This window comes from Halobacillus massiliensis, assembly GCF_900166625.1.
Classification (GTDB): Bacteria; Bacillota; Bacilli; order Bacillales; family Halobacillaceae; genus Halobacillus_A; species Halobacillus_A massiliensis.
The window spans coordinates 3,166,925-3,188,067 of sequence record NZ_LT800499.1 but is presented as its reverse complement, the minus strand read 5'-3'; the positions used below and the strand labels follow the sequence as shown (position 1 = coordinate 3,188,067).

The following is a 21,143-nucleotide window of genomic DNA, read 5'->3' as shown; positions in this document are numbered from 1 at the left end:
GGAGGGGTTTTATGAAATTATTAAAATTTATCGTACAACGCAAGATCTTAGTTGGCCTTCTTGTAGTTCTAGTACTTATGACAGGAGGTTATTCTCTGCTTAAGCTTGATCAGGAACTCATGCCGCCGGTAACGATGGATGGAGGCTACATAGAAATATTTGCTGGTGATACACCAGCTGTTGAAGTCGAACGGTCGATTACTAATCAGTTAGAGCAGAAGCTCGAGGGAATCGAGGGAGTCGAAGAAGTAAGCTCAACAACAAACATGGGAAGAAGTTCTTTCCAATTAACGTTTAAAGAAGGAGAAGGGGACGAAGTTTATAAAGAGGTAGAATCTGTTGTGAACACAACGGCCGTCGATAATCCAGATATTGAAGAAGTAGAAGCGGGTCAGTATGGATTAGATACAGGATATGAGTTTTTTATGGATGTTTCTGGAACGGATATGAATCAGGTATCCTCTTTCGCAGAAGATGAATTAAAGCCACGACTCGAAAACCTAGCGGAAGTGCGTGACCTTTCCCTTTCAGGAACTGCTCAAAACGAATTAGTGATTGAATTTAACCAGGAGAAAGTCATCGAAAACGGACTTGATTTTCATCAGGTAACAGGAGCTATTGAAGAAGCTAACAGGGAATCAACACTCGGGGAGCTGACAGAAGAAGCCGAATCACCAACTTTAAGGTGGGTGACTCAGCTTGACAGTGCAAAAGATGTAGAACAAATCGAAATTCCTGGTGAAAACGGTATGATTCAGCTTAGCGAGCTTGCAGAGGTCTCTCTAAAACCAGTCGAAAATTCTTCCTATGTATGGAAAAACGGATCAAATGACTTTATTTTATTGCAAATTGGCCGATCTTCTGAGTATACGCAAATTGAAATGGCAGAAGCGGTTCGGGCAGAAATAAAGAATATGAAGGAGGCAGGGCTTCCTCAAGGAATTGAAATCAATGAGATTGTGGCTCAAGCCGACTATGTAGAAGAGTCTTTGGATGGAGTAACCTCTAATATTTTAATTGGGGGAATTCTTGCGCTCGTTATTCTTCTGGTGTTCCTAAGAAATGCGCGTGCGACCTTTATTATCGGTCTCAGTATTCCGACCTCCATTCTATTAACTTTCACATCAATGTGGCTCCTTGATTACAGCTTTAACATTCTTACATTAATAGGGCTTGGCCTCGGAATAGGAATGATGGTTGATTCTTCTATCGTTATTCTTGAATCCATTTATAAAAAGAAAGAAAAAGGCTTAGAGAACTTACCGGCTGTTCTTGAGGGTACAAAGGAAGTAGGAAATGCTGTATTAGCTTCGATGCTCACTACTATCGCGGTCTTTGTTCCGATCGGACTGCTTGGCGGTGAAATGGGGAGCTTTATGATCATGCTTTCTGTTGTAGTTGCAGTCACTCTCATCAGCTCAGTCATCGTTTCTTTCACCGTTATCCCATCATTATCAGAAAAGTTTTTAAAACTTCGACCTTCAAATGAGATAAAGCAGGAAGGGAGAATTATCAGTGGATACGGACGAATCATTTCAAAAGTTGTTAAAAAGAAAAGGTACAGTTTTGCTGTGGTTTGCATTTCTGCAGTTATGTTTGCGGGCTCACTACTGCTTGTACCTAAAATACCGATGACAATTATGCCGGATGTATTTAATCGTTATACTGAGCTGATCGTCGACTTAGACACAGGCTTGACTAATCAGGACAAAGAAGAAATTGCCCGGGAAATAAATGAAAAGTTGTCGAACGTTGATGATGTAGAAACAAATTATTTAATGGAAAGCGGTGGTATGCTTTTCTCAATAGTGAATATGACCAAGGGCGAGAACATAACAGTTGAACAAAAGCAGGTGAATGAAAATATTCTAAGTTCTCTTCGGGAATTGGAAGAGACTTTACCTATTAACTCTGTACAGAGTGCGATGTCCGGAGGGGCGGCTTATCCAGTTCAAGTTAATATTAAGGGAGAAGAATTTACAGAGCTTAAGGCCATTGCAGAAGATTTTAGGAAAGAAATGGAAAAAATTGAAGGTATTGCAGGTCTAAGCAGTTCTGATGAAAGGTCTTCTGTAGAACAGGAGATAGTGTTAAAAGAAGCAGCTATTAAAGAAGCCGGCCTTTCCAGCAGTCAAATCAGAAACTATGTTGAACAATCTATGATTCAGGCTCCAGCAGGAGAAATGAATGTGGATGGGGAAACCGTTCCTATTGTTGCAAGCTGGGATAAGAGCACGACTTCTCAATCAGAGCTTTTAAATATGGAAATAAAAACAGAAGAAGGGAAAGAGAAGCTTTCTAGTTTTATAGAATTAGAGAAAACTGAAGTTCCTAATGAGATCAGGCATTTGAATGGGGAACGATTTGTCACTCTTTCCGCTGATATCGAAAACACCGATTTAGGTGCGGTCAACAGGGAAGTTCAGAAATTGATTAATGAGTACAAAGCCCCGGATGGTTATACAGTGTCTGCAGCTGGTGATTTAGAGCAGCAGCAGGAGCTCATCCAGGAAATGCTGATCATCCTTGGCTTAGCTATTTTTCTTGTCTATCTTGTAATGGCCGTTCAATTCAATCACTTAGGTCATCCACTTATCGTTATGTCTGTCATTCCAATGACAATTGTCGGGGTGATATTAGGCTTATTTCTTACACAGAGAGAACTAAGTGTCATGTCAGGAATGGGTGTTATCATGCTGATTGGCATCATCTTGAATAATGCCATTCTCTATATTGACAGAACAAATCAGCTTCGATCAAAAGGGGTTTCTGTCAATGAAGCTCTTGTAGGGGCAGGAAAAGATAGAATTCGGCCAATATTTATGACGACCTTGACTACGGCAGCTGGTATGCTTCCACTGGCCCTTGCTACTGGCTCAGGAGGCAGCTATCAGGCACCAATCGCCACGGTAATCATTTCAGGTCTTCTATTTGCAACGTTTATTACGTTACTTCTTATCCCGGCAGTTTATCGATTGTTTAGCGGATTCCGCCTTCGTTTTTGGAAGAAACGCAAAGTGAAAGAATCTGTCATTCAACAAAAAGAAACAGCCAGTTAACATAAATAAAGGCGAGAATGCATGCTGCATTTTCGTCTTTATTTGTAATTATGAAACGATTTCCCTTTAAAAACGTAACATTACATATGGATTAAAAATATTAAACAGGAGTGATGGGTTTGAGTCTTCAGTGGCTACATTGGGCAAAACAGATTCATTCTACTGCTCAGGCAGGATTAGCCTTCAGCAAAGATAAATTCGACCTTGAGCGTTATAAGCAGCTTTTAGAACTTAGTGCAGAAATTTTAGCAGAATACTCTAATACAGATATGGAAAAGATACAGGATTTATTTTTACTGGAAAAAGGTTATCAAACTCCTAAAGTAGATGTGAGGGGAGTGGTTTTCTATAAAGATGAGATATTGATGGTTAAAGAAAAGATTGATGATTTATGGGCGCTGCCAGGGGGATTTGCGGATACAGGTTCGTCTCTTATAGAAAATGTAACAAGAGAAATACGGGAGGAGACGGGGTTCTTTGCCTCCTACAAGCGGCTTCTGGCCGTTTTGGATTACGAAAAACATGACCATCCTCCTCAGCCATTTCACTATTATAAGTTTTTTATAGAGTGTGAGGTCACCGGCCAGCCTTCAATTGACACTTTAGAAACGAGTGATGTTCAATTTTTTTCACTTGATCGCCTGCCTGAACTATCATCCAGCCGTAATACCTATGCACAAGTCGCCCTGATGTTTGATCTTTACAATCATCCAAACAGCCCGCCTATTATCGATTAGAAAAATATAATAATTGCAGCAAGTAGAAGAGGGAAATAAATAATAGGAGAAACCATTGAGAAAATGAATAGTAATTAAATAATAGGTAATTTGAGACAATATTATCCGTTAGTAAGACTCTATTTTATGTAAAAAATTATCAAAAATAGAAAATAAACGTTTCATAAGAACTATTTAGGGAATGAGAACTTTAGTAAAATAAATGGAAGATGTCTTCGCTTTTCCAGTCAACAGGTCGAATACATATTAGGCGTAATCACTCTATTTGTTTTGCAATTTTTAAAATAGGAGTGTTTAAATGTTTAAAAAGTTAACCGCTAGTGCACTTGCTGCTGTCCTGTTATTAGCAGCACCGGCTCATTTTGCTGCTGGAGAAATGAGCGCTGAAGAAATTTTGAAAAAATCAAATGAGGCAATGGCCGAGCTGGACAGCTATTCCACTCATATGCAAATGGAGCAGATGATGGATATGGGCGGCGAGGAAATGTCGATTTCATCAGAATCAGAAGTTGATATAACTGTAGATCCTTTTGCCATGCATATGGTAACCACAACTATGATCCCTGAAGAAGGGGAAGTCAGCCTGGAGTCTTATCTGACAGACGAAGGATTCTTTCAGGAAGATCCTGTAGAAGGCTGGGTTAAAATGCCGAATGAATTTAGTGATTCGTTATCAGAACTCGCCGGCATGGGTATGGTAGAGGAACAAATGGCTCAATTAGAAGCACTCGGTGAGGAAATGAGTGTGGAAGATCAAGGAGACTCCTACCTGCTTACTTATGAAGGTGACGGCGAAGCTGTAATGGAGGCTTCCAGAGAGATGCTTGGCTCTATGATGCAGGATGAGGAATCTGGAGAGATGATGAACGAGCTGATGAATCAAATGACTATTAACAGTCTTAAATATGAAGTTACGATCGATAAAGACAACCATTATATGACGGGAACGGTCATGGAGATGGATACTGATATGAATATGGACGGAGAAACGATCAACTCCGTTATTAATATGAACATGACGGTTGATAACTTTAATGGTGTTGGTGAAATTACTGTCCCTGAAGAAGTACTTTCTTCCGCAACACCTATGGAGGACATGATGCCGGAGGAAACAGAGGGCGGCGAGCTTCCAAATACGTCTACTTCTTATCCGACAATGGCTTTATCGGGTCTGGCTTTAATGCTGGGTGGGGCATTTATTTTCCATTTAAGAAGCCGAAAACCAAGTGAATCTTAAAAGAAAAATTAAGTAAAAAGCCGCATAAGGGTATGCGGCTTTTTACTGTTTATTGTAAGATAAAAGGAAGTGAGGTGAGTGAATAGTGAAAAAATTATCGCTTCTTTTGGTAGCTATAGGTTTTTTTATGGTCAGTTATTATGGTTTTCAGTGGTGGCAAAGCAGTCAGGCTTTTGAGTCAATATCAGAAGAAGAGATGAAGGAATGGGCGGGGGGTGTAGAGGATTCAAGTGAAACTGCGGAAGATTCCCAGAGCAATAAACAAGAGGAAATAGTTAAAAAGCCCATAAAATCAGGCAGTGCTGCACCGGAATCCCCCCTTAGGATGAGTGACGAAATGGAAGACATGAACGAAGGGGAAGAAATCGGTCGACTTGTTATTCCTAAGCTTGAGAAAGGCTATCATACTTACTGGGGAGCGGATGATGATACATTAGAACAGGGAGTTGGGATGTATGTCAGTCAATGGACAACAACCCCTGATGAAGAACGACATACAGTGTTAAGCGGTCATAGAGATACGGTATTTTCCGAACTGAAAAATATAGAAAAAGGAGATTCGTTGTTTCTTGAATTTGAAGGGAAAAGATATGAATATGTCATTCAGAAAACTTGGATTACGGATGCTGAAGACCGCTCAGTGATTGTCGATAAAGAGACACCTACGCTTACGTTAACGACCTGTTACCCTTTTGAATTCCTAGGGGATGCTCCGGATCGTTATATTATTGAATCAGAACTTGTAAATACTACCGATATGTAGGAGGAACCCATGTTAAAGGGAGATAAAGTATATATTAGGCCTTTGGAAGTGGAAGATGCTTCTGAAATGGCCTCATTCCAGACGAATAACAGAAAGTTTTTTGAAATGTTCTCCATGGAACGAATAGACGATTTTTATAAAGAGGAGACGCAAAGACAGCGTATTAAAGAGTTTCACGAAGAAATGGTTAAAGATGATGGCTACTATTTTGGTATCTTTTATGTCGAGAATGATCAATTGATTGGTACTATAAATCTATTTCAAGTATTAAGGGGATCACTGCAGGGAGCGTTTGTAGGTTATTTTGTAGATCAGAAGCATAACGGACTCGGATTTGCCACAGAAGCAGTAGAACTTGTCGTTGAGCATGGGTTTAAAGAGTTGCAATTACATAGAATTGAAGCCGGAGTCATGCCGCGGAACAAAGCATCGATCAGGGTGCTGGAGAAAGCAGGTTTTCATAAAGAAGGGATTGCCAGAAAAAATGTCAAAATCAACGGCAGATGGGAAGACCATCAAATGCTGGCTATCATTAATCCAGAAGACGAGTAAGGGGTTAAGCAGATGGATCCAATACTAATTGACTTTCCAGAGCAGTTTGAAACCGAAAGACTGTTGATTCGTAAGCCGAATCCGGGAGACGGACTTTCAGTGTATGAGTCTATACAAGCATCAAGAAACGAGTTAAAACAATGGCTTCCCTTTGCACAGAAAGATCAAACAAAGGAAGATACAGAATCCAATATCAGGGAGTCCCATGCAGCCTTTATAAAACGGGATGATTTAAGATTTCTGGCCTTTTTAAAAGATTCAGGGCAGTTTGTATGCTCTTCCGGCCTGCACCGATTAAATTGGCAAGTCCGAAAATTTGAAATCGGTTACTGGGCAGATACGAGATTTAGTGGAAAGGGATATGTAACAGAAACGGTAGCAGGTATAACAGACTTTGCTTTCAAGGAACTTAAGGCACGTCGTTTAGAAATCCGCTGTGATTCAAAAAATAGGAAAAGCCGGACTGTTCCTGAACGCTTAGGGTTTCACCTTGAAGGAATCCTGCAAAATGAGGACTTGTCTGTAGATGAGACAGAGTTAAGGGACACATGCATTTACGCAAAAATTAAAAAGTAAAGGAGCAAGTCATATGGGAGTTGACAAATACCAAATTGTAGAACGCCCGGGGTACAGGGCAGTCGGTTTAAAGTGGGAAGGTGCTTATTCTCATGTTCATACATTAAAGGAAGTTATTGCAGAGGTGAATGAGAGAGTTAAAGAGTTTTCTTCACCTGTTGACCCCGCTATACAGTTAGGTCTCTCCTACCATTTAAGACCAGATGGTTTTTCACACTACTCTGTATACGAAGTTCCTGAAAATGAGCCGGTTCCTGAAGGTATGATAGAAATTTATGTTCCTGCTATGACCTGCCTTATGACTTCGCACGAAAAAGGAGAGAACATTGGCCTCACCTATGAAGAAATCTATGATTGGCTGAAGAATAACCATTATGTCCCTTTTGAAGAACAAGGCACTGCATACTATGATAAACTGCCAATTAAACACGAAAGGTATCCCGCCGATCGAGACCTTAGTGATCCACATTTTGATATATTAATCCCTGTTACGAAACTATAGTGATAATTAGCAATCGTATATGACAAGTTGAGAAGCTGGGATATATAATAATTTAATCCCGGCTTTCTTGTTGCTCGTTTTTTAAAACGGTCTTCTCAAAGACGAAAAAACCAGGATGAACAGAACAGAGGAGGGAGACATATGGACCCATTAGATGTAGTAGGAAATTTACAGAAAGTCAGACCAGCTTATCAGTCGATTGTCAGTGCTATAAAACACGATGTTATCGGCTATGAGGTGCTTGGGAGATTTTATGATAATAATGAATCTGAAAGCTTGGGTTCCTTCTTTTTAGATGAAGAAGTACCTGAGGAATTTAAGGTAGAAGTCGATCAGCACATCCTGCAGCTGGCTATATCGGATATGCTTAAGAACGACAATAGCGGCTACTTATTTATAAATCGAACAGCAAAACAGTTGATGGTAAATGACGGAGAAGATTTATTAGAAACACTGCTTACCTTTGAGCAGAGAGGTTTTGCCATGAATCGAATTATTATTGAAGTGACAGAGCATGATTTCGACCAGGAGTTTGATAAACTCAGCAACCTGCTCCTTTATTACAAGACTTATGGCATCCAGGTGGCCATTGATCATGTAGGAGCAAAGAGTTCAAATATTGATAGAATCCGGCAGCTCGAGCCTCATATTTTAAAAATTGATACGAAACATATCCGTACTCACAATTCGGAGGTCTTTCAAGATATTATGTATTCACTGTCTATGCTGGCTCATCGTATCGGGGCTGCTCTACTTTTTGAAAATATTGAAGATGATTTTCAGCTTCATTTTGCCTGGAAGAATGGAGGGCGCTATTACCAAGGGCATTATCTGGCAAGGCCCCATGTGGAACTCCTCAGTAAAGACTCCCTCTCACTTGATATTGGAAGCAAAGTAGCAGCATATATTCAGCGTGAAAAATTGCTGATCGAACAGCGTCTCGTCATTCTCACTGAATGGGAGCATAAAGTGAAAGGACTGCTGTCTAAATGGGAGGGGACGAAGAAGATTGATGAATTTATAAACTTACTCAGCCATCAATTTAATGAAGAAAGCTTTCGGATGTTTATATGTGACAGTGACGGCCTGCAAATTTCTTCAAACTTCAGAAAACGTGAAAAGGAATGGGAGCTCGAACCTCGTAAAAAGGGGTCTAACTGGGCGTTCCGGCCGTACTTTTTAGAAAATGTTATGCAAATGAAAACTTTAAATAGAGGGACGATTTCTGATATTTATTCAGATATCGAAACAAAAGAAATGGTACGGACATTCAGCTTTCCTTTAACAGACAAGCATTTCTTGTTTGTAGACATTCGCTACTCGTATATTTATGAAAATGAGTGTCTGCTCATCTAAAGATGTATTACTTTCTTCCTTTTATTAAATAATCTATAGTAGATATTAAACATTTACTAAAATGTGTGCATGCTTTAAGGAGGAAATAACCTGTGATCATTGCGATCATCTTTTTAATATTTGTTTCTCTGTTTTTCTCGGGGAGCGAAACAGCCTTGACGGCTGCAAACAAAATGAAATTAAAAACAAAAGCGGATAATGACGATAAAAAAGCGAAGAAACTGCTGAACCTCGTCTCTAAGCCAAGTGAATTTATAACGACCATTTTAATTGGCAATAACATAGCCAACATACTACTGCCGACGTTGGTGACAACGTTAGCGATTCAATATGGCTTCAGTATCGGAATTGCTTCAGCTATTTTAACAATAGTTATTATTATTTTTGCAGAAGTCCTGCCCAAGTCCGTGGCAGCAACCTTTCCTGACCGAATTGCTTTAATTGTATATCCCGTCATCCGTTTCTTTGTTATCATTTTCAAACCTATTACGTTTGTATTGAATAAACTCACTGGACTCATTACCAAGGCCCTTTCTAAAGGACAGCCAGTAGATGTATCTATTTCAAAAGAAGAGCTCAGAACAATGGTAGATATTGCAGATTCAGAAGGCACCTTTAATGAAACGGAGTCCTACCGTATAAAAGGAGTCCTGGACTTTTATAACTTAAATGTAAAAGATGTGATGACGACCCCGCGCGTGGAAATAGAAGCACTGCCTAAAACAGCTTCCTTCGAAGAGGTGCGTGACAATGTAATTGAGCACCCTTATACAAGATATCCAGTTTATGATGAAGACATAGATGATATTGTAGCGGTCTTTCACTCAAAATACCTGCTTTCCTGGTCGATGGAACCAGAAAAACCTTTTGAAGCGTATTGTGATAATGATCCTGTCGTCGTCTATGAATTCCAGTCCATCGAGTGGGTTTTCCGCAAAATGAGCAAAGAGAAAAAGCACATGGCTATTGTTCTTGATGAATATGGCGGAACAGAAGGATTGCTTACTCATGAAGATATTATTGAATCCATGATCGGACTAGAGATCGAAGATGAACACGACAGGGAAGCTGATCCACTCGTTGAAAAGCTGACAGACACCAACATTATATGTGACGGTAAAATAACGCTCCGCCGACTAAATTCTATTTTTGATACTGATATCCCTGAAGAAGAAGATGTCCTTGCAGGATATATGTTAAAAGAATTTAACGACTTTCCAGACAAGGGAGAAGTGCTTGAACGTGACAATCTAACATTCAAAGTCCTTGAAATTGAAGGCCATATGATACGCAAAGTTCAAATTATTAAGTGAAAAAAGCCTCAGCTGAACTCATACAGCTGAGGCTTTTTTATGAGTATTGGCCTATCGGAGGGTTTAACCAAAAACAAGAACGGAAACAGTAGCCAGTGATGTCATTTTTATAGGAGGATTTAAATTGTCTAACATACAAGATAAAGTTGTAATTATTACAGGGGCGTCAAGCGGGATTGGTGAAGAAACAGCAAAAGAGTTATCGTCTAAAGGTGCTAAGCTCGTGTTAGCCGCCAGAAGAGAAGAACGTTTGAAAGAAATTGCCGATAATTTGAATAATAATAATGGCGAAGCGGTATACAAGTCAACAGACGTGACATCTGCTAAAGAAATGGAAGAGCTTGCAAAATTCGCGCATGAAAAATTTGGCCAGATTGATGCCATTGTAAATAATGCCGGTCTAATGCCGCTCTCATATTTAAATAAGCAAAAAATTGAAGAGTGGGATAAGATGATCGATGTCAATATTAAAGGGGTCTTATACGGGATTTCAGCCGTCCTGCCATATATGCGTGAAAGAAAGCAGGGCCACATCATCAACTTATCTTCCGTAGCCGGCCACGTTGTATTCCCTGGAAGCGCGGTGTACAGCGGAACTAAGTTTGCAGTGCGAGCGATTACGGATGGTCTGAGAATGGAAGAATCTCAGGAATCAAACATTCGAGCAACAATTATATCCCCAGGAGCTGTTTCAACAGAGCTTACATCTACTATTACCGATGACGACGTTAAATCAGGAGTGGATGATCTTTATCAAATGGCGATAAAACCGGACAGCATCGCGAGAACGGTTCGCTTTGCCTTAGAAGAGCCGGCTGAAGTAGCCGTGAACGAAATCGTCGTTCGACCAACTAATCAAACCATGTAATTTTCAATTGCAGTCCTTTGAGAAAAGGGCTGCTTTTTTATTTATTTTAGCAGTGCTGAAAGAGAGGGTAAGCGCTGAAAGGCGGAGAAGCCCCGTCAAAAGCGAAGGAGGAAGTGCTGAAAGAGAAAGGAGGAGCGTCGAAAGAAGGCAGAAGCGCTGAAAGGCGGGGGAGAACCATCGAAAGCGAAGGAAGAAGCGCCGAAAAGGAAAAGAGTACCATCGAAAGAGAGGAGAACCTTCAAAATAAGCCAGAACATATTACAAGCGGAGTCCAAGGGAAACTCCGCTTGTTCATCTATTAATAAACCTCCGCCCGCACTCGATTGTTTGCAGGAAGGACGTTGGTAGCGAGGTATAAGTGGAAGCCATATTCGGCTGCGGCGATAACCACACTTGCGATTAAAGCTGCCATCCATAAGGATCCTTCTAAAGAAAAGAATAACGATCCGCTGGCTATTACTAATAAGAAGGTTAAACAAAAATCCGAAAAAGTCGCCATTATGTTTTTAAACCTTGGTAAAATAAACAAATCTCCTGCCACATATGATAGGGCTCCTTGAACGATACTTAGAAGTAAGACACCGAGAAAAGATACTCCGTAACCAATTCCTAAAACTAAATAAAGGCCTACAATTGTCATAACTCCTTTAATAGCTAATGCCTTTCCATGTACCATTTGCTCACCTCCCGCTAATTACCTTTCTAATATAATGTTATAAAAATATTTCCTTTTTTTGGACATCATAAACCTCTTTTAAGGTTCCGGTTTACAAATTAATAAACTTTGTATATAATCATAAATCGTAACTATTACTATTTAATGTGTTTATTTTTGCACTTGAAGCGTCATCATTACTTGTATAAAGGAGGATATAGAAATGGCTAAAAAGTCTAAAGTTGTAAAAGAGAAAAAAAGACAAGAGTTAGTAAAGAAGTACGCTGCTTTAAGAAAAGAATTAAAAGAGAAAGGAGATTATGAGGCTCTTAGAAAATTACCAAGGGATTCGTCTCCAACACGTCTAAGTAGCCGTTGTGAGCTAACAGGACGACCGAGGGGTTATATGCGGAAATTCAATATGTCACGAATTGCTTTTAGAGAATTAGCTCATAAAGGACAGCTGCCAGGTGTGAAAAAATCAAGCTGGTAATGTGCAGGAAGGGGAGGGACTCACTGTGTATCAATGGGTGATTATAGGAGGAGGTATACAAGGCTGTACAATAGCAGCTCATCTGCTTTTAAGCGGAAAAGTCAATAAGAATGATCTTCTCATTATTGATCCTTTTCCAGAACCTTTAGAGAAGTGGAAGAGGCTGACACAAAGAGTTGGAATGGATTACTTAAGATCACCTTCTGTTCGCCATTTGCATCCTGACCCGTATCACCTGAAAAGCTTTGCTAAAACCAGTGACTATGCCGGTGGGTTTAAAGGCTATTATAAGCGTCCTAAACTCGATATGTTTAACGATCACTGTATGGAAATATTTGAAATTGCCGGACTAGAGAACTGCTGGGAGACGGCTTGGGCTGAGTCGCTGGACAAGAATGGGAATCTATGGAGTATAACTACTTCATCTAACAGGAAGGTTGTTTCAAAACAAGTCGTTCTTGCGCTTGGAGTGAATGATCAGCCCTATTATCCTGGTTGGGCTGAGCCTTTAGTAAAAGAGGCTCCAGACTTAATCAGTCACGTTTTTAGTGAACGCGGTATGGAAGCATTTCATGGAGCCAGTCCGGCAGCTATTACAGGCGCAGGTACTACTGCCGTACATTTAGCTTTAAAACAGGCTCATCATAGTAGTGAGCCCGTTTATTTAATTAAGCGCCATCCGTTTCGAGTAAAAGATTTTGATAGTGATCCCGGCTGGCTAGGTCCAAAATTTTTAAATCAATATGAGAGAATTAATAGTTATCAGGAAAGGCGCAAGGTGATAACTAAGGCAAGAAACCGAGGATCTGTTACTCAAAGTCTTTATAGTCTGTTAAAGCGCAGAGAAGCAGAAGGAAAGATCGAAATTATTACAGATGACATTATGACAGCAGATGTGCATGAAGGGAAAATTAAACTACAGCTGAAAAAGCAAGGAAAGTTTTCGGCTGGATCGCTGCTGTTAGCAACGGGTGCAGCTTCTTGTCTGCCTGGTAAAGGGTTAGTGGAAGAAGTGATCCGGAAAAATCAGCTTCCATGTGCTCCATGTGGATTCCCTGTAGTAAGTAAAGAATTAGAATGGGCAGATGGCTTGTTTGTATCAGGTGCTTTGGCCGAATTAGAGATTGGTCCAGTAGCGAGAAATATAGCGGGTGCACGTAAAGCGGCCCAAAGAATACTAGAGAGACTGGAGGAGAGATTAAGTGAAAGAAAAAGTGCCAGTTACCGTTCTTAGTGGATACTTAGGGGCCGGCAAGACGACTCTATTAAATAATCTTCTAAACAATAAAGAAAATAAAAAGGTCGCAGTGATTGTCAATGATATGAGTGAGGTAAACATTGATGCCAGTATGATTAAACAGGGAGGATTCAGCCGGACAGAAGAAAAGTTAGTTGAACTGCAAAACGGCTGTATTTGCTGTACGTTAAGAGAAGACTTAATAAAAGAAGTTGAAAAGCTGGCTTCCCTGGATATCGACTACATTGTTATCGAATCAACGGGAATTTCCGAGCCTATTCCAGTAGCTCAAAGTTTTACCTATATGGATGAGAGTTTAGGGATTAATTTAATGGATAGCTGCCGATTAGATACGATGGTCACAGTTGTTGATGGAAATCGCTTCTGGGCTGATTATGGAGCCGGTGAATGTCTTCTTGATAGAGACCAAGCAGCAGATTCAGAAGATATGAGAGAAGTAATCGACCTGCTGATTGACCAGATTGAATTTGCTAATGTTCTTATTCTTAACAAGGTAGATTTAATAAACAGTAAGGAAAAACTGGAGCTTAAATCACTGCTAAAACAGCTAAATCCCAGTGCCCATATCATTGAATCGACTTTTGGAGATGTGCCGGCTGTTAAATTGTTAAATACTGAGTTGTTTAATTTTGAAAAGGCGAGTCAAGGAGCTGGCTGGATTAAAGAATTGAATGAAGAACATGTACCTGAAAGTGAGGAATATGGAGTCACCTCATTCGTATATAGGCGCAGAAAGCCATTTCATCCAGAAAGATTTATGGAATGGCTGGAAGGGAACTGGCCGGAGGAAGTGATAAGGGCTAAAGGATTTTTTTGGTTAGCCACAAGAAATGATGTCGCTGGCTTACTTTCTCAGGCAGGTACGTCCCTCATGATAGAAGGTGCAGGACAATGGGTAGCCGCTTATTCGAAAAGTGACCAGGAGGCGATTTTTAAAGAAGACCCTGAGTTAAGAAAAAATTGGAGTCCTGAACACGGAGACCGAGAAATAGAGCTTGTATTTATAGGTATTCACATGAATAAAACAGAAATCATAAATCAATTAGATGACTGTTTATTAACAGAGGAAGAAATGAAGAAATCGTGGAATACATTTAAAGATCCGCTCCCTGACTTTCACGTCCATGCTCATTAAAAAGAAGCCCCTGAAAAAAATCAGGGGCTTATGTTATTTAAGGTCTACAAAAAGATGGTCTAAGCCTCTCAATAAAAATACAGGCCGCCATTCAGGCTGCTCACTGTTCAGTTTTATATTAGGAAATGCTTCTAACAATTTCTCTATCCCGACTTTACCTTCCAGCCTTGCTAAAGGGGCACCCAGACAAAAATGAATGCCGTAGCCAAAAGCGACATGGGAGTTTGGTGTGCGGGTAATATTAAATTGATCGGCGTTCTCAAACTTTTCTTCGTCGCGATTAGCTGAACTTAAAGAAGCCAATACTGTATCGCCTCTTTTGATGGTATGGCCTTTAAAAGTTAGATCCTCTTCGGCCCAGCGTGCTGTGGAGAAATCTACGGGACTGTAATATCTTAGACCTTCTTCGATTGCAGAAGGTACTAAAGAAGGATCAGCTTTCAATTTTTCAAGCTCTTCCGGATTTTCAAATAGAGCTAGCATTGTATTAGCAATTAGGTTTACTGTCGTTTCATGACCTGCAATAATTAATAGAACCATCATAGAATAGAGTTCATTCCTGCTCAGCTGTTCGCCTTCTTCCTCTGCTTGAAGAAGGCTGGAAATCAGGTCATCACCTGGTGAGGCTCTGCGCTCATCAAACAGCTCTTTTAAATAAGCAAGAAAGGCTTCCACATCCCCAATAAAGTCTTCTTCAAATTCATCAGCTGCTGCAATAATGGTATTGGACCACTTTCTAAATTTATTGCGGTCTTTAGAAGGAACCCCTAGTAATTCACAAATGACAATGATCGGAAGAGGAAAAGCGAAATCATCCACAAGGTCCACGGGCCCAGATTTGCTTTTCATTTCCTGGATCAGGTCTTCAGTAATTTCCGAAATTCTTGATTCCAGCTGTTTAATCGATTTTGGATTAAAGTAAGGCTGGACAAGCTTTCGAAGTCTTGTATGATCAGGTGGATCAGCATCGAGCATCATATTTTGAAAAATAGCAGAAACCCCATCAGTTTCGTTAGTTGTAGACGGCGAAAGTTTACTCATATCTTTAATAAAGCTCTGGCTTTTTAAAAGTTCTTTCACGTCCTCATACTTCGTGATCAGCCATGTCGTCTGTTGGAATTGTTCGGATAAGGGAAATACCGGCTGTTGCTTCCTCAGGTTTTCAAAAAAAGGATATGCACCTTTTTTAAAATTCGACTGGTAAACGGTTTCTGTACTCGCCATATCAAGTTCCTCCTATACTGGAATGTGAACAGTCGTTCAATTTTCAGCATAAAGGAATGGAAAATTTTACACAAATAATTGAGATATGAATTTTATTTTTTATGGAAAAATTTATTTTTTGCGAATGCCGCGAGTTCAAGCTCTTCAATCGTTTTACAATATATCTCCTGAATATCTTCATTCAATACTTTAATCGGTTTTTTGATATGTTGAAGCATCTTTTTATTGCTGCACCAGTCGCCAGACTCAGCCGGCTGGTGAATCCAGTCTTCCCACACGTCCGTAAGCTTAGGACTGTATATTCTGGCTGCAGGATCTGTCATGGAACATGGACTGCCCTTTAATTCATGAACCTGACCTGGCGCGCTTTCTTTTATATCATTAAAAAGCCGGGGCCAGAAATCCTTGCGTGATGCGGTGTGGGGATTAGATTCGGCCCATGAGACGATTTGCTGCAGTCTGCTCTGAATGGAGAAAAGCAGGTCATACAGTCCTTTGCCAAATACAATCCGGTCTTCGACGGAGGAAAAATGATGGACAGTGCCGCCGACTACTTTTGTCTTCTTCTGCAGTGGAGTCATATATGGAAACAAAATATGGTTAAAGTCAAATACATCCTGCAGCTTAAACAGGGTGGTGTTTAATACGGTTTGTTTATATTGATTATTCTGAACCACCCGTTCTTCGATGTATTGCTGTTCATTAATAATTAAGGCAAAGGTGAGTTCTTGACTGGAATGATCTTTCCAAAAACTATCCCAAAAGGGTTTCATAAATTTTGATACATGAAGCCTAGAAAGCAGGTGAAATAAGGGGCGATTTTGTTTTTTACTTTCTTCGTATAGAAGCAGCTGAGGATAGGCGTCCTGGAAGATCAGCCAGTTTCCTCTTTCAATAAACGCAAAGAAGTCCACTTGTTCTTTATAGGTAAGCATTTTTGGCAGATATTCGCCTTTTATGTCTGTCATGTTCCAGCCTGCATTTCTGGACACGAGGTGGGCCAGCAGTGCCCAGTGAATTTCTGGATTTTTTTTATAAAAGTCAAAGTAGGCTTGAGTTCTCGTAATATTGTTTTGATTTTTACTCCTTGTATGATTTCTAATTTCTTTGATAAGTTTTTCGTCTTCGCTGCTGAGCTCTCTAAGAGGGAAGGCGTGCTTAATCTGTCTGCCCAAGTCCCTCATATGCTTCCTGGTTGGCTTAAACATGCGGTTTTCCCCCTTATTTTGACGCTTATAACAGAAAGTTTATTGTACAGATAAATAAATCATGTAAAATGGAAAATAATTGCATGATTAGTATTTACTCCTCGGTATATCTTATGCGGCTGGTGAACATAGACAGAAGATTTAAATGTTCCTTAGATCTATATGAAATTTATTATGTTATGATCAAAAAATAATAAATTAAGGCGGGAATACGAAAATGGATATCAGGCATTTAAAATATTTTTTAGAAGTAGCGAGGCATAATAGCTTTACAAGGGCTGCAGAAAGCCTTTTTGTGACACAGCCGACGATAAGTAAGATGATTAAGAATTTAGAAGAAGAATTAGGTGTTGAATTATTTGAAAGATCAAAAAGGCAGCTTATTTTAACTGATGCAGGACGTGTTATTTTAGACCAGGCTCAAACTATTGATAAAGCATTTTCTAATTTGCAGACGGAATTGGATGATTTACTAGGACTCCAGAAAGGTCATATTCGTATCGGTCTCCCTCCCATTATGGATGCTGAAGTTTTTATCAGGCTGCTCGGTGATTTTCATCAGCTATACCCTAACATTACCTTCCAACTTGTAGAAAATGGAGCGAAAAAAATCGAGGAGAATATCATGGATGATCAACTGGACGTCGGCATTACAGTACTGCCGACAGAAGATGAGTTTCATTATTTCTCATTTATGAAGGAAGAACTAAGAGTGGTTCTTCCTCCGTCCCATTCACTTGCTGAGCGGAAACAATTAAAGCTTGAAGAGTTAAAAAATGAATGGTTCATTATGTTTAACAAGGATTTTGCTTTAAATGACCGAATTCGAGAGGCGTGTAAAGAAGCCGGTTTTCTTCCAAATGTAATTTCAGAAAGTTCGCAGTGGGACTTTATAGGGAAAATGATAGCTACTGGACTGGGTATATCTATTCTTCCTTATAGTGTGGCCATGCTCCTTAAAGAAGAAGTACGTACCATAAAGGTGATTAAGCCTGCAATAGAATGGGATTTAGCGATCATCTGGAAAAAGAATTACTATTTATCCTATGCTACGAAGGAATGGTTGAAATTCATGCAGGATCGTTTAACAATGGATAACTCTTGAGCTTCCTTAGAAGTCTCGCCCCCGACCCTTTATGTTTATTTAGAGTACGGAACGTAAGTAGAGGCTAATTCCATTAGAGCAGTATGCTGACCCTCCAGCATGCTGTTTTCCCACCTCTTAGTTCTGTTCAAAGTAAAAAGCACAGGCTTTGCCCTTTTCATAAAGAGGAAATAACAACACCCAAAGTCGGTTCATTATCCACCTGCAGATGAAAACTCCTCATGAATGAGGAGTTTTTTTTATGGACGATTTTAGATAACATCATTCCCACAGAGCATGAATGAAAGCATTTGCATAGATTTTATCTATATAACCAATGAGAAATAACTATTTCACATGCTGGAAAGTGAGTTTTACACTTAAGTAGAATCATATTTTGAAACGGAGTTGAAACAGGTTATGACAGAAACAAAAAGCCCGAAAGAAAGCCTGATTGTAAATACAGACCAAGTCATGATTAATGATTTAAATAATTATAATACATTGTTCGGCGGAGTTCTTATGAAGAAACTTGATAATAATGCTACATTATCCGCCCGCAGACATGCCAGAGTGAAAGAATGCGTGACAGCCTCCACAGATTCTATTGATTTTCTTTACCCGATCCACCAGACAGATTCTGTCTGCGTCGAATCATTTGTCTCCTATACGGGCAACAAATCAATGGAAATCTTTTGCAAAGTTATCGCGGAAGACATGATCACTGGTGAACGCCGTATGGCTGCTACCGCCTTTTTAACCTTTGTGGCTTTAGATGAAAACAAAAAGCCGGTCAAGGTGCCGGAAATTGTTCCTGAAACGGAAGAAGAGAAATTCCTATATGAATCAGGAAAAGAGCGTGCTGAAACAAGAAGAAGCAGAAGAAAGCACAGCAAACAATTAACTGAAATCATTGCATTAGAAAAACCTTGGGAAAAGGGAGTGTATGCGTAATGGCACAAGTTATGGCGGGCCTAAATGATGTTCGGAAAGCTAAAGAAGATATTGAAGAACTGAGAAGTAATAATGAGGATCTGTATGAACAGCTGACACATGTCGTTAGTTTGACAAGGCAGATGCAGCTCAAATATGGATATATGGGCTCCCTTTTGATGGATGAAGAACTCCCTGAATATAAACCGAAATTTGTTAGAGATTCTATTTTAGATTTGTATCAGAAAGAAGTTCAGCAGCTTAAAGAACATGAAGATATTAACGAAGTGAAGGAGCTGCTGAGAAGAAATAGCAAGGTAGGCGAATCGAAGATATTTCTTCTAATTCTGGGAGCCAAGCCGGAATTAATTCAAGGATCTACTTTTATAAAATGACTGGAATACTTAGGCTTCAGCTGCGAATTAAGAGCTGATAAGCTTCCTATCAAAAAAAGACTTTCTCCCGCAGGCAGTCTTTTTTTGTTGGGAATAATTCGATCCTTTCACACATCTAGGCGCAGTCACATATGTTGTCAAAAGAGGTGGTGAAGGATGGAATATACACAAAATCCGGTTGTAGTCGAACGGGAGGAGTGGAAAAAAAGGCAGCTGAAGAGCCGTTTAAAGCAAATACTTACAATATCATCGCCGATCTTTATTTTGATGCTCTGGGAATTTTTATCTCGTACCGGGCTGGTAGATGCGCGGTTTTTTCCACCGCCGACGGATATTATTCGAACATTTTTAGTGATGGGGACAAGTGGTGAGCTGTTCAGTCATATAGGTATTTCTTTATTCCGTATTTTCGCCGGTTTTCTGCTTGGCGTTATTCCGGCAATAGCCATTGGACTGGTCATGGGGCTTTATTCCCCTGTGCGTCATTTTTTCTCGCCTTTAATTATGGCTTTGATGCCGATACCTACATTAGCTTTATTGCCAATTATATTGATTCTCTTTGGAGTTGGAGAAGTTTCAAAAATTGTTACTATTGCGGGCAGTGTGTTTTTCCCTGTGGTCATTAATACAGTTGCAGGCGTTGTGAATATTGACCGTATCTATCTTGATGTGGCAAAAAACTATGGAGCAGATTCAAAAAACTTTTTCTTTAAGATCGCTCTTCCAGGGTCGCTTCCCGTCATGCTTGAAGGCATACAGATGGGGCAGGCAATTGCGCTTCTAACGATTGTAGCTGCTGAAATGATGGGAGCTACCTCCGGGATTGGCTACTTGATATGGACCTCGTACAAAGCCTTTCTTCTTCAGGAAATGTATGTAGGATTAGTGCTGATTTCATTTTTTGGCTACTTGTTTTCATTGATCCTGCGAGGTTTTCAGAAGAAGCTAATTCCTTGGCGTTAGTTATAAAGGGGGGGAGTTTATGGGGAATAAAATCTCAATTAACGATCTGACGAAGGTTTTTTATAAAAAAGGCAGCAGTGTTACGGCATTGCAAAACATTTCGTTAAATATAGAAGACGGAGAGTTTGTTTGTTTAGTCGGCCCAAGCGGATGCGGAAAAACGACATTGCTTCGGATTCTAGCCGATTTGGAAACTCCAAGTACGGGTGATTTTACAATTGCTACAGGAAATCAAGATCGTCCGCTGCAGTCCATGGTTTTTCAGGAACGGGGCGTTATTCCGTGGCTGACGGTTGAAGAAAATGTAGCATTTGGATTGAAAATGAGACATCTTCCGAAGAAAGTTATAAAAGAGCGAACAGATTATTATTTAGAAAAAGTCGGACTTACTAACTTTGCAAAGCTGTATCCTAAAGAGCTTTCAGGAGGAATGAAACAGCGAGTAAGTATTGCCCGGGCATTTGCAAATGATCCTGAAATATTATTAATGGATGAACCCTTTGCTGCTCTGGATGAACAGAATAAATTTATTCTTCAGGAAGAGCTTCTAAATATTTGGTCTGAGACAAAAAAGACGGTCTTGTTCATTACACACAGCATTGATGAAGCTTTGCTGCTTAGTGACAGAATTCTGCTGATGACCTCCCAGCCCGGAAGAATAATTGATGAGAAAGTAATCGACTTACCAAGACCGAGAACTATGGAACAGGTGCGGGCAGATCCTGTGATGGCGGAGCACTTTGTGGAAATCTGGAAACATCTTCAGGAAGAAGTTCAAGGCTCTAGAGTGTAAGAAAGGTGATGGATGAATGTGAAAAAGCTGACTAAACTG

21 protein-coding genes are annotated in these 21,143 nt (G+C 40.0%); 18 read left to right on the top strand and 3 right to left on the bottom strand.

From position 1 onward, the window contains the following. The first annotated feature begins 11 nt into the window (after nucleotides 1-11). The 10 genes from B7E06_RS15860 (at nucleotide 12) to B7E06_RS15815 (ending at nucleotide 10,963) form a co-directional block, all read left to right on the top strand. Entirely contained in the window at nucleotides 12-3,059 is a 3,048-nt protein-coding gene (locus B7E06_RS15860; protein WP_082234911.1) for an efflux RND transporter permease subunit, read from the top strand. A 119-nt stretch (nucleotides 3,060-3,178) separates the two neighbouring features. Continuing rightward, nucleotides 3,179-3,796: an NUDIX hydrolase gene (locus tag B7E06_RS15855; RefSeq protein ID WP_143414509.1), complete on the top strand. Its 618-nt coding sequence runs from the start codon at nucleotides 3,179-3,181 to the stop codon at nucleotides 3,794-3,796. Between the two features lie 298 nt (nucleotides 3,797-4,094). Next, nucleotides 4,095-5,033, top strand: a complete 939-nt coding sequence (locus B7E06_RS15850; RefSeq protein WP_082234909.1) for an LPXTG cell wall anchor domain-containing protein — start codon at nucleotides 4,095-4,097, stop codon at nucleotides 5,031-5,033. Nucleotides 5,034-5,118: 85 nt separating this feature from the next. Next, the gene (locus B7E06_RS15845; RefSeq protein ID WP_082234908.1) at nucleotides 5,119-5,796 is read left to right on the top strand and encodes a class D sortase; all 678 of its coding nucleotides are present in this window, start codon (nucleotides 5,119-5,121) and stop codon (nucleotides 5,794-5,796) included. 9 nt (nucleotides 5,797-5,805) lie between these two features. Next, nucleotides 5,806-6,348, top strand: coding sequence for a GNAT family N-acetyltransferase (locus B7E06_RS15840; protein WP_082234907.1), 543 nt, complete (start codon nucleotides 5,806-5,808; stop codon nucleotides 6,346-6,348). 12 nt (nucleotides 6,349-6,360) lie between these two features. Next, nucleotides 6,361-6,924 (top strand): GNAT family N-acetyltransferase, encoded by a 564-nt coding sequence (locus B7E06_RS15835; protein ID WP_082234906.1) that lies wholly within the window; start codon nucleotides 6,361-6,363, stop codon nucleotides 6,922-6,924. A gap of 13 nt (nucleotides 6,925-6,937) precedes the next feature. Further along, nucleotides 6,938-7,426 (top strand): GyrI-like domain-containing protein, encoded by a 489-nt coding sequence (locus B7E06_RS15830; RefSeq protein ID WP_082234905.1) that lies wholly within the window; start codon nucleotides 6,938-6,940, stop codon nucleotides 7,424-7,426. A 141-nt stretch (nucleotides 7,427-7,567) separates the two neighbouring features. Next, nucleotides 7,568-8,782, top strand: a complete 1,215-nt coding sequence (locus tag B7E06_RS15825; protein WP_082234904.1) for an EAL domain-containing protein — start codon at nucleotides 7,568-7,570, stop codon at nucleotides 8,780-8,782. Between the two features lie 92 nt (nucleotides 8,783-8,874). Next, nucleotides 8,875-10,095 carry a hemolysin family protein gene (locus B7E06_RS15820; protein ID WP_082234903.1) on the top strand — a complete coding sequence of 407 codons (1,221 nt, stop codon included), beginning with the start codon at nucleotides 8,875-8,877 and terminating at the stop codon, nucleotides 10,093-10,095. Nucleotides 10,096-10,219: 124 nt separating this feature from the next. Continuing rightward, nucleotides 10,220-10,963, top strand: coding sequence for an SDR family oxidoreductase (locus tag B7E06_RS15815; RefSeq protein ID WP_082234902.1), 744 nt, complete (start codon nucleotides 10,220-10,222; stop codon nucleotides 10,961-10,963). 298 nt (nucleotides 10,964-11,261) lie between these two features. On the opposite strand, the gene B7E06_RS15805 is transcribed toward B7E06_RS15815, so the two are convergent. Beyond that, entirely contained in the window at nucleotides 11,262-11,639 is a 378-nt protein-coding gene (locus tag B7E06_RS15805) for a DUF2512 family protein (RefSeq protein ID WP_082234900.1), read from the bottom strand. A 202-nt stretch (nucleotides 11,640-11,841) separates the two neighbouring features. On the opposite strand from B7E06_RS15805, the gene rpsN reads away from it, so the two are divergent. From rpsN to B7E06_RS15790, 3 genes are read left to right on the top strand one after another with little or no spacing between them, the layout of a single operon-like run. After that, complete coding sequence (rpsN, locus tag B7E06_RS15800; RefSeq protein ID WP_082234899.1) at nucleotides 11,842-12,111, top strand: 30S ribosomal protein S14; 270 nt, start codon at nucleotides 11,842-11,844, stop codon at nucleotides 12,109-12,111. Between the two features lie 25 nt (nucleotides 12,112-12,136). Beyond that, nucleotides 12,137-13,345: an FAD/NAD(P)-binding protein gene (locus B7E06_RS15795; RefSeq protein WP_179134068.1), complete on the top strand. Its 1,209-nt coding sequence runs from the start codon at nucleotides 12,137-12,139 to the stop codon at nucleotides 13,343-13,345. After that, nucleotides 13,314-14,504: a GTP-binding protein gene (locus B7E06_RS15790; RefSeq protein WP_082234897.1), complete on the top strand. Its 1,191-nt coding sequence runs from the start codon at nucleotides 13,314-13,316 to the stop codon at nucleotides 14,502-14,504. The genes B7E06_RS15795 and B7E06_RS15790 overlap by 32 nt, the downstream gene beginning before the upstream one ends. A 33-nt stretch (nucleotides 14,505-14,537) precedes the next feature. Here the strand turns inward: B7E06_RS15790 and B7E06_RS15785 are convergent, their stop codons facing one another. Then, complete coding sequence (locus tag B7E06_RS15785; RefSeq protein WP_082234896.1) at nucleotides 14,538-15,728, bottom strand: cytochrome P450 family protein; 1,191 nt, start codon at nucleotides 15,726-15,728, stop codon at nucleotides 14,538-14,540. Nucleotides 15,729-15,820: 92 nt separating this feature from the next. After that, a complete protein-coding gene (locus B7E06_RS15780) occupies nucleotides 15,821-16,936 on the bottom strand; it encodes a DUF2515 family protein (protein ID WP_143414508.1) in 1,116 nt (371 codons plus the stop codon). Nucleotides 16,937-17,153: 217 nt separating this feature from the next. Between B7E06_RS15780 and cidR the strand changes: the two genes are divergently transcribed. From cidR to B7E06_RS15755, 5 genes are all read left to right on the top strand, one after another. Continuing rightward, the gene (gene cidR, locus B7E06_RS15775; RefSeq protein WP_082234895.1) at nucleotides 17,154-18,041 is read left to right on the top strand and encodes a cidABC operon transcriptional activator CidR; all 888 of its coding nucleotides are present in this window, start codon (nucleotides 17,154-17,156) and stop codon (nucleotides 18,039-18,041) included. A gap of 399 nt (nucleotides 18,042-18,440) precedes the next feature. Then, a complete protein-coding gene (locus B7E06_RS15770) occupies nucleotides 18,441-18,974 on the top strand; it encodes an acyl-CoA thioesterase (protein ID WP_082234894.1) in 534 nt (177 codons plus the stop codon). After that, complete coding sequence (locus B7E06_RS15765; RefSeq protein ID WP_082234893.1) at nucleotides 18,974-19,348, top strand: hypothetical protein; 375 nt, start codon at nucleotides 18,974-18,976, stop codon at nucleotides 19,346-19,348. The genes B7E06_RS15770 and B7E06_RS15765 overlap by 1 nt, the downstream gene beginning before the upstream one ends. 156 nt (nucleotides 19,349-19,504) lie before the next feature. Then, entirely contained in the window at nucleotides 19,505-20,311 is an 807-nt protein-coding gene (locus B7E06_RS15760; protein WP_082234892.1) for an ABC transporter permease, read from the top strand. 19 nt (nucleotides 20,312-20,330) lie between these two features. Continuing rightward, on the top strand, nucleotides 20,331-21,104 hold the full coding sequence (locus B7E06_RS15755; RefSeq protein WP_082234891.1) for an ABC transporter ATP-binding protein: 774 nt from the start codon (nucleotides 20,331-20,333) through the stop codon (nucleotides 21,102-21,104). Nucleotides 21,105-21,143: the final 39 nt, after the last annotated feature.

What these genes read in the sequence shown, in the direction of transcription:
- B7E06_RS15805 (WP_082234900.1), bottom strand. Translation starts at nt 11,639, where the DNA reads ATGGTACATGGAAAGGCATTAGCTATTAAAGGAGTTATGACAATTGTA.
- B7E06_RS15835 (WP_082234906.1), top strand. Translation starts at nt 6,361, where the DNA reads ATGGATCCAATACTAATTGACTTTCCAGAGCAGTTTGAAACCGAAAGA.
- B7E06_RS15860 (WP_082234911.1), top strand. Translation starts at nt 12, where the DNA reads ATGAAATTATTAAAATTTATCGTACAACGCAAGATCTTAGTTGGCCTT.
- B7E06_RS15785 (WP_082234896.1), bottom strand. Translation starts at nt 15,728, where the DNA reads ATGGCGAGTACAGAAACCGTTTACCAGTCGAATTTTAAAAAAGGTGCA.
- B7E06_RS15825 (WP_082234904.1), top strand. Translation starts at nt 7,568, where the DNA reads ATGGACCCATTAGATGTAGTAGGAAATTTACAGAAAGTCAGACCAGCT.
- rpsN (WP_082234899.1), top strand. Translation starts at nt 11,842, where the DNA reads ATGGCTAAAAAGTCTAAAGTTGTAAAAGAGAAAAAAAGACAAGAGTTA.
- B7E06_RS15755 (WP_082234891.1), top strand. Translation starts at nt 20,331, where the DNA reads ATGGGGAATAAAATCTCAATTAACGATCTGACGAAGGTTTTTTATAAA.
- B7E06_RS15850 (WP_082234909.1), top strand. Translation starts at nt 4,095, where the DNA reads ATGTTTAAAAAGTTAACCGCTAGTGCACTTGCTGCTGTCCTGTTATTA.
- B7E06_RS15765 (WP_082234893.1), top strand. Translation starts at nt 18,974, where the DNA reads ATGGCACAAGTTATGGCGGGCCTAAATGATGTTCGGAAAGCTAAAGAA.
- cidR (WP_082234895.1), top strand. Translation starts at nt 17,154, where the DNA reads ATGGATATCAGGCATTTAAAATATTTTTTAGAAGTAGCGAGGCATAAT.
- B7E06_RS15830 (WP_082234905.1), top strand. Translation starts at nt 6,938, where the DNA reads ATGGGAGTTGACAAATACCAAATTGTAGAACGCCCGGGGTACAGGGCA.
- B7E06_RS15770 (WP_082234894.1), top strand. Translation starts at nt 18,441, where the DNA reads ATGACAGAAACAAAAAGCCCGAAAGAAAGCCTGATTGTAAATACAGAC.
- B7E06_RS15760 (WP_082234892.1), top strand. Translation starts at nt 19,505, where the DNA reads ATGGAATATACACAAAATCCGGTTGTAGTCGAACGGGAGGAGTGGAAA.
- B7E06_RS15780 (WP_143414508.1), bottom strand. Translation starts at nt 16,936, where the DNA reads ATGTTTAAGCCAACCAGGAAGCATATGAGGGACTTGGGCAGACAGATT.
- B7E06_RS15840 (WP_082234907.1), top strand. Translation starts at nt 5,806, where the DNA reads ATGTTAAAGGGAGATAAAGTATATATTAGGCCTTTGGAAGTGGAAGAT.